The organism is Mucilaginibacter sp. KACC 22063, from assembly GCF_028736115.1.
Lineage (GTDB): Bacteria > Bacteroidota > Bacteroidia > Sphingobacteriales > Sphingobacteriaceae > Mucilaginibacter.
Map to the genome: position 1 here is coordinate 608,721 of NZ_CP117877.1, position 13,059 is coordinate 621,779.

14 protein-coding genes are annotated in these 13,059 nt (G+C 41.7%); 10 read left to right on the plus strand and 4 right to left on the minus strand.

Translation table 11 applies throughout. From position 1 onward, the window contains the following. Positions 1-32 precede the first annotated feature (32 nt). Genes PQ461_RS02695 through PQ461_RS02705 form a run of 3 tightly spaced genes read left to right on the plus strand, consistent with a single transcriptional unit; the run spans position 33 to position 2,504 of the window. Complete coding sequence (locus PQ461_RS02695) at positions 33-593, plus strand: RNA polymerase sigma factor (RefSeq protein ID WP_274208090.1); 561 nt, start codon at positions 33-35, stop codon at positions 591-593. Continuing rightward, a complete protein-coding gene (locus PQ461_RS02700; protein WP_274208091.1) occupies positions 590-1,150 on the plus strand; it encodes a hypothetical protein in 561 nt (186 codons plus the stop codon). Before PQ461_RS02695 ends, PQ461_RS02700 begins: the two co-directional genes overlap by 4 nt. Next, positions 1,131-2,504, plus strand: a complete 1,374-nt coding sequence (locus PQ461_RS02705) for a DUF4097 family beta strand repeat-containing protein (protein ID WP_274208092.1) — start codon at positions 1,131-1,133, stop codon at positions 2,502-2,504. Before PQ461_RS02700 ends, PQ461_RS02705 begins: the two co-directional genes overlap by 20 nt. A gap of 190 nt (positions 2,505-2,694) precedes the next feature. Here the strand turns inward: PQ461_RS02705 and PQ461_RS02710 are convergent, their stop codons facing one another. Then, complete coding sequence (locus tag PQ461_RS02710) at positions 2,695-3,882, minus strand: class I SAM-dependent rRNA methyltransferase (protein ID WP_274208093.1); 1,188 nt, start codon at positions 3,880-3,882, stop codon at positions 2,695-2,697. A 132-nt stretch (positions 3,883-4,014) separates the two neighbouring features. Between PQ461_RS02710 and PQ461_RS02715 the strand changes: the two genes are divergently transcribed. From PQ461_RS02715 to PQ461_RS02745, 7 genes are all read left to right on the plus strand, one after another. Further along, positions 4,015-4,350, plus strand: coding sequence for a tRNA-binding protein (locus PQ461_RS02715; protein WP_274208094.1), 336 nt, complete (start codon positions 4,015-4,017; stop codon positions 4,348-4,350). A 1-nt stretch (position 4,351) separates the two neighbouring features. Continuing rightward, on the plus strand, positions 4,352-4,717 hold the full coding sequence (locus PQ461_RS02720) for an SdpI family protein (protein ID WP_274208095.1): 366 nt from the start codon (positions 4,352-4,354) through the stop codon (positions 4,715-4,717). A gap of 1 nt (position 4,718) precedes the next feature. Continuing rightward, the gene (locus tag PQ461_RS02725) at positions 4,719-5,198 is read left to right on the plus strand and encodes a nucleoside deaminase (RefSeq protein WP_274208096.1); all 480 of its coding nucleotides are present in this window, start codon (positions 4,719-4,721) and stop codon (positions 5,196-5,198) included. Between the two features lie 106 nt (positions 5,199-5,304). Continuing rightward, a complete protein-coding gene (locus tag PQ461_RS02730) occupies positions 5,305-5,916 on the plus strand; it encodes a superoxide dismutase (protein WP_274208097.1) in 612 nt (203 codons plus the stop codon). A 163-nt stretch (positions 5,917-6,079) separates the two neighbouring features. Beyond that, positions 6,080-6,244 (plus strand): hypothetical protein, encoded by a 165-nt coding sequence (locus PQ461_RS02735; RefSeq protein WP_274208098.1) that lies wholly within the window; start codon positions 6,080-6,082, stop codon positions 6,242-6,244. 12 nt (positions 6,245-6,256) lie between these two features. Continuing rightward, positions 6,257-7,252, plus strand: a complete 996-nt coding sequence (locus tag PQ461_RS02740) for a quinone oxidoreductase family protein (RefSeq protein ID WP_274208099.1) — start codon at positions 6,257-6,259, stop codon at positions 7,250-7,252. Further along, on the plus strand, positions 7,252-8,268 hold the full coding sequence (locus PQ461_RS02745; RefSeq protein WP_274208100.1) for a ferredoxin--NADP reductase: 1,017 nt from the start codon (positions 7,252-7,254) through the stop codon (positions 8,266-8,268). The genes PQ461_RS02740 and PQ461_RS02745 overlap by 1 nt, the downstream gene beginning before the upstream one ends. A gap of 153 nt (positions 8,269-8,421) precedes the next feature. Here the strand turns inward: PQ461_RS02745 and PQ461_RS02750 are convergent, their stop codons facing one another. The 3 genes from PQ461_RS02750 to PQ461_RS02760 form a co-directional block, all read right to left on the minus strand. Next, a complete protein-coding gene (locus tag PQ461_RS02750) occupies positions 8,422-9,558 on the minus strand; it encodes a PepSY-associated TM helix domain-containing protein (RefSeq protein ID WP_274208101.1) in 1,137 nt (378 codons plus the stop codon). A gap of 8 nt (positions 9,559-9,566) precedes the next feature. Then, positions 9,567-11,945, minus strand: coding sequence for a TonB-dependent receptor (locus tag PQ461_RS02755; protein ID WP_274208102.1), 2,379 nt, complete (start codon positions 11,943-11,945; stop codon positions 9,567-9,569). Positions 11,946-12,031: 86 nt separating this feature from the next. Next, entirely contained in the window at positions 12,032-12,967 is a 936-nt protein-coding gene (locus tag PQ461_RS02760; RefSeq protein ID WP_274208103.1) for a hydrogen peroxide-inducible genes activator, read from the minus strand. Between the last annotated feature and the right edge of the window lie 92 nt (positions 12,968-13,059).

Sequence of the window (13,059 nt, forward strand, 5' to 3'; positions counted from 1 at the left end):
GCTGTGTCTTTTAGTTTGAAAGCTAATCACAGTTGGAAGCAGTTTATATAGACAAACATTATAGCCTGGTGGCTGAGTGTAAGCAGGGAAGCAAAAAAGCCTGCTACGAGCTGTATCGTTTATACGCCAAAGCTATGCTTAATGTGGCCTACCGTATTGTAGGCAATGTTGAGGAGGCCGAAGATGTATTGCAGGAGGCATTCGTAGATGCTTTTGCCAAGCTCAAAGATTTCAGGCAGGAAACAACCTTTGGCCTGTGGCTTAAACAAATTGTGGTACACCGGTCTATCAACCTTTTACGCAAACGCAAGCTGCAGCTTGTAGAAATAGGCGAAGGCGAAATAGACAATATTGCTGACGAATCAGAATACGATGATGAGGATATGCAATACCAAGTGGCCCAGGTTAAACAAGCCATACAAGAGTTGCCCGAAGGCTATAGGGTGGTACTGTCTTTATACCTGCTGGAAGGTTACGACCACGAAGAGATAGCGCACATATTACATATTAACGAAAATACATCAAGAACCCAGTTTTTGAGAGCAAAAAGAAAATTGAGTGAAATTTTAAAGCAGAAAGGAAAAGTAGCATGAGCAAGCGATTAGAAGATTTCATACACGATAACCGCGAAGAGTTTGATGATTTAACGCCAAGAGCAGCGTTATGGGATAATATAGAAAAGCAACTGTCTTTTAAGGAGATGCCTAAAAAGCGCGAAGTAAAGACATTTTCATTAGGGTTTGTACTTCGGTTGGCGGCCATGATTATCATGGTAATGGGGATTGGCTTTGTGGTTTATTTGAGAAATGAAAAGCGTACAGGTGGTGTAGATCTGGCAGCTATCAACCCCGAGTATGCGCAGCAGCAAAAACACTATGCTTCGCTTGTGAAAGAGAAACGCCACGAGCTGCTGAACGTTGCCAAAACAGACCCGCAACTATACCAGGAGTTCAGCATCGACCTTGCTAAAATGGACTCTACCTATAAAAAGCTTACTAATGAGTTAAAAACCAGCCCTAACCAGGAACGTGTTTTACGTGCAATGATCCGGAACTTGCAGGTGCAAAGCGAGGTTTTAAATCAGCAATTACAGATTATAGAACAGTTTAACCAGCAAAAAAATCAAGACAATGAAAATAAAAGTATTTAAAAGTATGCTGCTCTACATCACCTTTATGGCTACTGCCATCAATGTGTTTGGGCAGCAGGCATTGACACTCACTCCTGACTTGTCATACTCAGCCGATGATTTCACTTACACAACAAGTACATTAAATGTAGAGGATACTACTTATCAGAAAAAGCTGCGCAAACTGCAGGATCAGATGCAGGATCTGCAAAAGCAGATGAGCAAAATACGCTCGGAGCAGTATAGGAAGAATGCAGAGATCTATCGTAAAAACTCAGAAAAGCTACGTGAGAGCTTAAAGGGTTTTTCTAATAAAACTTATGTATTTGCCGACAGCGTGTCGGGCTTTAGCAAAGGTTTAGGTGTTACCCTGTCAAATAGTATAAGCAGGACATTTGCTTACAATGATTACGGCGACGACTATGTTAAAAAGAAACTGCAAAGCGGTGATGCGAAAGAAAAGATCAAAAACTATTCGAAAAGCTACAGTGTAGACCGCGATGATAAGATCCAGATCGAAAATAAATTCGGTAAGGTTACTGTAAATACCTGGAACAAGAACGAAGTTAAGGTTGATATACAGATCAAAGCAGATGCTGACGATGATGATGCCGCACAAAAGCTGCTTGACCGCGTAAGCATTGGCGATTCAAAAAGCAATTCGGTAGTATCATTTAAAACTACCATTGATAACGATGATAATAATAACTGGGGTACTTGGATAAACGGCGGCCGTGGCCATGTGCGCAAGATAGAAGTAAACTACACCATATATATGCCTGCTAAAACTTCGATAGATATTACCAATAAATATGGAAGTACGGAGCTTCCTGATCTGACAGGTAAGGTAGTTATTAATAACTCATACGGCAGCCTTTTAGCAAAGGGCTTAAGTAATCCTGATAATACAATTACGGTAAAGTATGGCAGCGCACGTATAGATAATATTGTAGGCAGTGACGTAAATGTAGCTTATGGCAACCTGGTGATTGGCGAGAGTGATAAGTTAAACGCCGATATTAGCTATGGCTCTGCAAAAATTGGCAAGATCAGGACGTCTGGTAGTATCAATGCTAAATTTAGCGGTACTGTGCAGGTTGCCGATGTAGATAAAAATGTGAAGAGCCTTTCGGTGACTACCAACTACTCTTCTGTTAAAATTGGTTTGGGTAATAATCCTAACGCCGACTTTGATGTAACCGTTAAGTATGGCAACTTCGATCATGGTAATGTACCGTTAGTGATCACTACTTCATCTGATGACGACAAAAGGCACTATAGCACAATTAAAACCTACAAAGGGAAATTAGGTAAAGGCGATGCAGACAAGGTAATTACGGTTAAATCAACTTTTGGCAGCGTAAAATTCGACTAAATAAAAAGAGCCTCTGTACCGAGGCTCTTTTTATTTTAAGTGTAGATAATACAGTATTGAATAATATTATGGTTGTATTGCCGTTATTAAAATATTGCGTTTAATTAGTTTGTTTAATGCATTGACCCTGTCTGCGAGAGACGGGGTTTTGCGTGTTAATACTATATGATATGCAAATGAGTGATATTATTTATATCACACGGCAAAGCAAACCTTTTAAATATTCTCCTTCCGGGAATGAAGCCCGCACCGGGTGATCTTCGGGCTGGCAGAACTGGTAAATAAACTGAACTTCTTTACCTGCATCAAGTGCTGCCCAGGCCAATACCTGCTTAAAGGTATCAATATCCATAGCGCCCGAACATGAATAGGTGGCCAGTAAACCACCGCTATTCAGTAACAACATAGCAATACGGTTAAGGTCTTTATAAGCCCTCGAGGCGCGGTCTAAGGCAGAGCGTGAAGGTGCATATTTCGGCGGGTCGAGTACAATCACATCAAACTTTTCACCTTCTTCTTTAAATTTGCGTAGTTGCTTATTTACGTCCGACTGTATCGCCGAGTGTTTAGCTGCATCAAGTTTATTTAGTTCAATATTCTTTTTCAGGGTATCAATAGCCAGAGCCGAGCTATCAACGCTGGTCACATTAGCCGCCCCGAATCTTAAGCTATTTAAAGTAAAACCACCGGTATAAGAAAAGCAGTCGAGAACCTTTTTGCCAGCAGTATGTTCTGCTACGATGCGGCGGTTATCGCGCTGGTCGCAGTAAAAACCGGATTTTTGCCCTTCGGCTATATTAATACCATAAGTAAGGCCGTTTTCTTTTACTTCAACCAACTCTGGCGGTGGGCTGCCTGCTAAAACACCGCTGGTTGTTTCCAGTCCCTCATGTTCGCGGGAACCTGCATCACTTTTATCAAAAATACCTTTCGGCTTAAGCAGCTTTTGCAGTTCATCAATAATCACAGCTTTATTATTTTCAATACCTGAAGTAAGGATCTGTAACGACAGGTAATCAGCATATTTGTCAACAATCAGTCCCGGCAGGTAGTCAGCCTCGCTAAAAATTAAACGGCAGGTGTTGGTATTGCCGTCAGCTAAAATGTTCGCACGGCCGTTAACGGCAACGCCAATCTTTTTACGGAACCAGTCATCGTTGATCTGCACATCCTCGTTCCACTCTAACAGTCTTAATGCCACCCGCGATTGGCTGTTGTAAAAGCCATAAGCTAAAAATTTGCCTTGTGCATCAACCAGGCGCACCACATCGCCATTGGCAGGTTTGCCCTTTACGCGCTCAACCGCACCTGAAAATAACCAGGGATGGCGTTGCATTACTGCCTTTTCTTTTCCTTTTTTAAGGATAACATCGATCATAACGCAAAGATAAGATTTGGTTGTCAGTTGTCTGTTATCAGTTACCAGTATCTGTCAATAACCAGATACTCGATTAATTTCCGACACAGACAACGGATAACAGGAAACTGAAAAAATTTTATCTTTGCCGCCATGGAAACTATCTCCTGGAGCGATTTTGAGAAAGTTGAATTGTGTGCCGGTACTATTTTAGAAGCGCATGATTTTCCTGAAGCACGCAAACCAGCGTTTAAGGTAAAGGTAGATTTTGGCTCGCATGGCATTAAATGGTCGAGCGCGCAGATCACCAAACATTACACTAAAGAGGAGCTGATAGGCCGCCAGATCTTAGCTGTAGTTAACTTTCCCAAAAAACAGATCGCAAATTTTATGTCAGAATTTTTGGTTACAGGTTTAGCCGATGAAAATGGTGACATCGTGTTATCGGCAATTGACAAGCCAGTGCCAAACGGGAGCAAATTGATTTAATATGTTGTGGATTTTAGGTCCGCAGCTGATTGGGTTAATTATGATTGCAATCGGCTGTGTTCAGAAAAAATTCCCTCCTAAAAGCATTAACAGCCTGTACGGATACCGTACGGCGCTTTCTATGCAAAACCAGCAAAACTGGGACGAGGGTAACTTGTATAGCGCTAACTTACTTGTTAAAATAGGGCTTACAGCATTTATCACCGGGTTATTACTATCGGCAGGTTTATACATGACTGATATTGATGACCAGGCGCTTGGCATTATTCAAATGGTAACGGTATTGCTTTCGGCATTTACCATTCCATTTGTGGTGATCTACTTTACCGAGCGGCATTTAAAACACATTTTTATAAAAGCAGATTAATATGCGGTATATCACCTTCGATGATGAGGCCACACTTTCGCCGGATGAGTTTTTTATGGATCAGGCGTTGTACGAAGCCAGGCAGGCTCTTGCCGAAGATGAGATACCTATTGGCGCTGTTGTGGTTTGCAAAGGCCAGATCATCGGGCGCGGGCATAACCTTACAGAGCGGTTGAACGATGTATCTGCCCATGCCGAAATGCAGGCCTTAACCGCTGCTGCCAATTATATGGGCGGTAAATACCTGCCCGATTGTACCTTGTATGTTACTATGGAACCCTGCGTTATGTGTGCAGGGGCGTCATACTGGTTTCAGATTGGAAAGATTGTATTTGGTGCTTATGATACCAAGCTTGGTTTCGGCAGGCTTAATCAGAAAATCACCCACCCTAAAACTATGGTAACCGGTGGCATACGTGAGAACGAATGTTCACAACTGGTTCGCGATTTTTTCAAAAATAAACGCGCTAAAAAGCGTTGAGCTCATATTAAATGTTACTGGTAATAAATATTGACATTAGCAGAACAAATATTTAATAGTGGGCTTTATATTTGTAATACATTCTTTAACCTTAAAATAAAGTATTATGGCATTCGAATTACCGGCGCTACCATACGCAACAGACGCTTTGGAACCACACATTGATAAAATGACTATGGAGATTCACCATGGTAAACATCATCAGGCTTATGTTACTAACCTTAACAAAGCTTTAGAGGGCAAGCCAGAGGCGAACAGCAGCATCGAAGAAATCGTAAAAAATATTTCAAAATTTCCTGCCGCTGTACGTAATAACGGTGGTGGCCACTATAACCACACTTTATTCTGGACTTTATTATCACCAAACGGTGGTGGTGAGCCTACAGGCGAATTAGCGCAAGCAATTAACAGTACTTTCGGTTCATTTGCTGATTTCAAAACTAAAGTGAATGAAGCTGGTGCTACCCGTTTTGGTTCTGGCTGGGCTTGGTTAATTGTTACTCCTGAGAAAAAATTAGCGGTTACTTCTACTCCAAATCAGGATAGCCCTTTAATGGATATCGCTGAAGTAAAAGGTACACCAATCTTCGGTATCGACGTTTGGGAGCACGCTTATTATTTAAAATATCAGAACCGCCGTCCGGATTATCTGGCTGCGATCTGGAATGTGATCAACTGGAATCACGTTGCCGAATTATACAAAAAGGCAATCGCGTAACTAAATCCTCCCCTTTAGGGAAGGCGTAGAATATTTTAAAAGGCCGCTGCACTTGTAGTGGCCTTTTTTTATTGCCAAGTTTTTCAGACTTTGCTGCCAATATTTACTTTACTTGCTAAACAATTGTGTGGTTTTACTTTTTATACTGATAAAAAAACAGATCATGAAAAAGCTATTTCTTCCATCCTTATTACTTTTATTAACCACATTAGAGAGCTGCCGTGTTATAGGTGATATTTTTAAGGCAGGTGTATATGTAGGCGTTATTGTAGTGCTTGTTGTCGTATTCCTGATCTTTTGGCTGATATCAAAGTTCAGGGGTAATTAGTTTGTTTATTTTATGAAAGCAGTTGTTTTGGAAAGCGCCGAAAGGCCTGTTGTATATAAAGAGATTGATAAGCCTGTATTAGAGGCTGGTGAGGTGTTGGTGCAGGTAAAGGCTGCAGCATTAAATCGTCGCGATTACTGGATCACTATAGGGCAGTACGCGGGGATCAGGTATCCTTCGGTATTAGGGTCTGATGGTGCAGGTATTGTAGTTGACGTTGCCGATGAAACCGATAAACACTGGCTTAATCAGGAGGTGATAATTAATCCAAGCAACAATTGGGGCGAAAGCAATGAGGTAAAGTCTGAGGACTTTAAAATATTAGGCTTGCCTGATTATGGCACCCTTGCCGAATACGTAAAGGTAAAAGCAGAGTATTTGCATCACAAACCGGCACATTTAAATTGGGAACAGGCAGCTGCTATTCCTTTGGCGGGTTTAACAGCCTATCGTGCCTTATTTACCAAAGGCCGGGCAAAGGCGGGTGATAAAGTGCTAATTGTTGGTGTAGGATCGGGCACAGGCACTTTTGCCTTGCAATGGGCGGTTTCTGCAGGGTGCAAAGTTTTTGTAACATCAGGTAGTGGTGATAAAATTGACCGTGCCCGCCACTTAGGTGCGGCAGCAGGTGTAAATTATAAAGCGCAGGACTGGGCAGAGGAGTTAAAGCACCTTGCAGTCGGGTTTGATGTAGTAATTGATAGTGCTTTGGGTAATGAGTTTACAAAAATCATTGATCTGTGTAATCCAGGTGCCCGTATTGTAACCTTTGGCGGAACAGCAGGCAATATTCCGGCATTTAATGCCCGTCCGCTATTTTGGAAACAGCTGGAGCTTTTGGGTACCACAATGGGAACTCCGCAGGAGTTTGAAGCCATGCTTAAGTTGATTAGCGACAAGCAGATCGTACCCGTTGTTGATGAGGTATTTGCCATGGCAGATGCGCAAAAAGCTTTTGATAAGATGAAAGATTCGTCGCAGTTTGGCAAGCTGGTGTTAACCAACTGATGGATACCTTAAAGCTTATTGTTGAAGATATAAAGAAAGAGACTGCTGACACGTCTACATTCTTTCTGCGCGAAGCTTCGGGTGATAAAATCAGTTACGAGGCCGGGCAATTTTTAACACTGGTGTTTAGCCATCATAACGAGGAAATAACCCGTTCTTACTCGCTGAGTTCTTCACCTGATGATGACTTACTGAGCATTACAGTGAAGCGGATACCAAATGGCGAAATTTCCAGATTCCTGCTCACTCATGTAAAAGTCGGAGATACGCTTAACGCTATTCCACCTGCCGGGCGCTTTGTATTGCCAGCAGACTTGAAACAAAAACAGCTGATTTTCTTTGCTGCGGGTAGTGGCATTGTGCCTGTTTATGCGCAAATTAAGTATGCCTTGAACAGGTATCCTGATAAGCAATTCTTTTTAGTTTATAGTAACCAATCGGCTGATGGTGTGATCTTTAAAACAGAACTAGATAATCTATCTGCTACAAATAAAAATTTGGCAGTACATTGTCTTATCAGTGATGAAGGTAGGCGCCTTAACAATGCAGTTGTAGAAAAACTGATCAATCAATTTAGCGTAGATTCAAACGATTCACTCTTTTACATCTGCGGGCCGTTTGCGTACATGCGTATGGTAAGGATGAGTTTACATTACCTTGGTGTGCATGACGACCGCATAAAGCGCGAAAACTTTGTGCTGGAAACGGTGCCGGTTACCAGTCCGGTCACAAATTTTCCACCGAGGGAAATCCGAATTAAATACAAGGGAGATTGGCATGATATCATCGTTGGCGAAAACCAATCGATATTGCAAGCTGCACTGCAAAACAAGATATCACTGCCTTATAGCTGCCGTAGTGGGATGTGTTCAGCATGTTTTACCAAATGCACAAGCGGTAAAGTTGAAATCATTAAAAACGAAGTGCTGACACCGGATGACATCAGCAACGGTTATATCCTTACCTGTACCGGTCACCCGGTTACTGATGATGTGGTAATTGAATATAAGGATTGATAAAAGGTGCCCTGATCGGTTGATTAGCAATTATCGCTAATAAGTTCGTTTGGTAAAGATAGGGATTGCTTCGTCGTGCCTCCTCGCAAAGACAATAGTTTTATAGTACGTCATTGTGATCAGCTTTATTAATCAGCAACAGAAACCCTTGCTTTACGCGTTGTTACGTGCTTTACTTTTTTGCGTTTTAGGCTTTTTGCGTTTGCCTAACCAAATGATAAAACCTGTCACCGGCAAACTGGCGCAGATTAGGCTGGCCATAAAAGCAATGATCTTTCCGGTAAGTCCCAATGCCTGCCCAACGTGGATATCGTAGTTGAGGTCATTAAGTTTTAAACCTAGGCTTTTCTTCGTATTAGGCAGAGATCTTAGCAGCTTGCCTGTATAACGGTCAAATTCATAACTATCCGAATTGCCGTAGCGCATAGACTTTTTGTAAGCCGTTACGCCAATTGCTCCGGCTGCTGATTCATCGTCGCTGATCAGATACATTTCGGCATTAGGCGATTGCTGCTGAGCATAAAGCAATGCTTTGTCAATTACCGGGAAGTTTACGGCGTGTGCTTTTTGCAACGAGTCTGATTTTGGATAATTGGTTTCATTAGCATAGGTCTTGCCTAAATTTCCGGCCGAATAGATGCCCTTCCTAACCCATTCAAAAGAAATGGATAAACCTGTTACAGCCAGTACAATGGCAATGGCAGTGGCATAAAAACCAAGCACATTGTGCAGGTCATAATTAACACGGCGCCAGCGGCCGTTCCATTTAATATTAAAGCTGCGTTTACGGTCTGACTTCCGTTTAGGCCACCATAGAATGATACCAGTAATCATCAGTACCACGAATATAATCACAGAAACGCCAACAATCATTCCGCCGATTTTAGGCGGCAATAGCAGGTATAAGTGAATGTATTCTACTACTACAAAAAAGTTGCTTTGCATTAATTCTGTATGCAAAACCTTACCATTATAAGGATCTATAAAAACAGAATAGTAGCCTTTTTTAGGGACATTAGCTAACGCACCGGCAGGGCGATCTTTACCGTAATAATAAACATAGTTTACTGCCGCACCCGGAAAAGCTTTTTTTGCGGTTTCTTTTAAAACCGACGGATTTACATACGCTTTATTTTGCACCTCAACGTGGCGGTAGCTATGCAAAGCATCCTGTATCTCATCCTGAAAGCAGAATATACAACCAGTAATACTTACAATAAACACCACCAGCCCGGAAATAAATCCGAGCCAGCGATGTATAAATAATATGGTCTTTTTAAACTTCGTCATGCCAAGTATTAAAACCTGTAGCCAATGCTTGCACGTATGTTACGCGGCGCTTCTGCCTGCCAGGTATAAACAGTTTTGCCTTCAGGGTTTAAGTAATCTTCGTGGCCGCCAGAGTACAGGTATTTATTAAATACGTTATTCACTACAACCGAAAGATTAAATTTCTTCCATTGGTATGATGCACCGGCATCTGTACGGAAGTAGTTTGGCAGATCAGCAGTACCAGAACCTAAGCTCCACGGTAAGCGGTGTAGTTGCCACTGATAACCTGCTGAAAAACCAAGCCCTTTGAGCTCTCCGTGTTGTATACGATACGTTAACCATGTATTGGTTACATGCTTAGCAAAGCCAGGTACAGGGTTACCAACATTATTTGGATCTGTATCTTTTGAAATCTCTGAATTGGTATATGCGTAGTTAGCCATTAAACTTAACCCATTAACAATCTCACCACGTGCATCAAATTCAACACCGTGAGTTTTAGTTTGGCCTAATTGCACTACGTATGGTGTGTTAGGCCTGTCTGGGTCGGCAACCAACTGGTTGTTTTTAAGAATGCGATACACAGAAACGGAAGTGCTCCATTTTCCATCGAACCAATCGCGTTTAATACCACCTTCAAGGTTATTGCCGGTGATAGGTTTTACAGAGCCACCACCAAAAATATTACCTGTTTGTGGGATAAATGCCTGATCAAACACACCGTAAAGTGAAGTATTAGGATCAATTGAATAACTAACACCAATACGTGGCGTTACTTTTCTGCTTGCGCTCGTTCCAGCATAAGGATCAACTACCGTGGCATGGGTAAACCTGCCTGCTAATGTTAAGCGAAGCTTTTGATCAAAAAAGCCTAATTCGTCCTGCACATAAACCGATTGATATTTTTGCGAAGTTGCAGTACCAATGCCACGTTGGCTAAGTGGCTGGCTGCGGTCAAATGCAGGCCAGTTTACAGCACTATTATCCGGGTTGAAAATATTGAAGGGAGTTGTAGGGTCAAGTGATACTGAACGGCTGTAATCTGCAATGTAATATTTATCACCGAGGTCAACACCACCTAAAATGCGGTGCTTTAACCAGCCGGTTTGTACTTCGCCGTTAAAAAATGCCTGCAGGTTTTTAATGCGGTTGCTGGCGTCCCATAATCCAAGACTGCGGTTTACATCTCCATTGTCAAGTATGCTATTGATCCAATAGCTGTAGCCAACTTGTTTATAGTTAAAGTAAGAACCTTGCGCGGTAAATTTCCATTTGTCGCTAAACTTATGTTCGTAAGTTAAAAAGGCACTTTGGTCGTAAATGTTAGTTGCAGGGCTGTTTGCCGGCGCATTGGTAAAGTCACGTGGTAATGATGCATAGCCTTTTGTAGAGAACAGGTATGCAGTACCAAAAGCGTTCATCCGCTGAAACTGGTAAGTATACTCAGCAGTCAGGGTGTTTTTGTTGTCAAATTTATAACGCAAAACCGGGGCAACACCAAAGTGATTTGTAAAATCATACGGCCTGTATGACTCTGCAAGCTGACCCATTAAATTTAAGCGGTATTGTAATTTGCCATCTTTAGTTAACAAACCATCCAGGTCTGCGGTTGCACGGTAGTTGTTAAAACTACCTGCGCTAAAGTCAAAAGATTGGCGGTTTACGCCTGTGGGCTTTTTAGTCACCACATTATAAAAACCCGATGGATTGCCGTTAGCTAACATAAAACCTGCCGGGCCTTTTACGTATTCTATACGATCAACAAAAGCCATATCTTCATTGAGCGGCCCCCAGCTTGCTTCCAGGTTTACGCCGTTTCTGAAAGGTGCAAGCCTGTCGCCTCGTGCATTAACACGTGCATAGTTCCCCCAATGCTCCTGCATGGTTAAACCGCTTACGTTACGCGAAGCACCTTCCAGCATGTTGTAGATCTGCTGATCTTTAATCTGATCTGCAGTTACTACCTGGATATTCTGAGGGATTTGTACTAACGGCTCATTAAGGCGCAAGGTTGGCGACGGTTCGTCAACTTTGTATTTGCGTTTTCTGTCAGAGATGGAAACTTCTTTTAAAGCGTTGGCGCTCTCTTTAAGCATAAAGTTGATGGTAACAATGCCTTTAGTTACCGTTACGGATTGTTCTTCTGTTTGTAAGCCTACGGCTGAAACACGCAAAGTATAAGTACCGGATTTTACCTTATTTAACTGATAGCGGCCTGCTTCGTTGGTAATAGTACCAATAGAAGAGTTCATGATACCTACGGTTACTGCTTCGGCTGGCTGGCCATCTGCGGTAGTTACCGTACCTCTGATAGTACCTGTTTGCGCATAGGCTGTATGAAAGCTAAATCCCAAAAGGATTATTGATAAAAAGATGTAAAGTGGTTGGAGTCGTTGTGTTGTCATTATTTAGACTAATTATAAACAATGCGACAAAAGTAACCGCATTGTCATTACGATCCAAATAATTTAGACTAATTATAAATAATTTGTTAAATCTCTATTACTTCCTTCTTTTTCTTGTTCTTTAAACGCTTGGGGATAAAATCAAGGATCTCCGCTTTCAAAGCTTCGATCATACGGCGTTTCACAAAGTTCTTTTGAGTGACTATACTGATTTCCCGGGCGGGCTCAGGCGATTTAAAATAACGTACCTTATCCAGTTGTTTATCAGTGAGTTCAGTAATGGCGAGTTCGGGTAAAATAGTAGAGCCACTGTTTTGATCAACCATTCTTTTAAGAGTTTCTATACTACCTGTATTGTATTCAAAATGCTGGAAGCCTTTTGTGCTTTTACGGCGCTGGCAAATGTTAAGCACCTGGTCGCGCATACAATGTCCCTCATTCAATACCCATAATTCTTCTAAGTCTATGTCTTCTGATACTATGCTTTTCTTTTTAGAAAGCCTGCTGTTTTTAGATACATAAGCCACAAAGTTTTCATAAAACAAAGGCGTTTCAGTCAGCATGGGCTCATGCAAAGGGGTAGATAATATACCGCAATCTATCATTCCCAGTTTAAGTTGCTGAATGATCTGCGCTGTGGTCTGTTCCCACACAATCAGTTTCACCTGCGGATACTTTTCGATAAAGGTTGTAATGATACGGGGCAAGATATAAGGCGCTACGGTAGGTATAATACCGATTTTCAGTTCACCGGATAATTCTTTTTGCCGGTCGGTAATGATCTCTTTAATTTTCTGATGCTCTGCTAAAAGCACCCGTGCCTGTGCAATAATATCATTGCCTATTTCTGTAGGTATGACCGGTTGTTTGCTGCGGTCGAATATTTTAACACCAAGTGTATCTTCCAGCTTTTGTATCTGCATACTTAAGGTAGGCTGAGTAACAAAGCATTTTTCTGCTGCGGCTACAAAACTGCGGTAGGTATCAACGGCTACAATATATTCGAGTTGTACAATCGTCATGAACTAAAATTTGATGCAAAAATACGACTATAAAATTTATCTATACATTAAGAAATAATTATAGATACTCGGTTTGAAATAAAAAAGTCCTG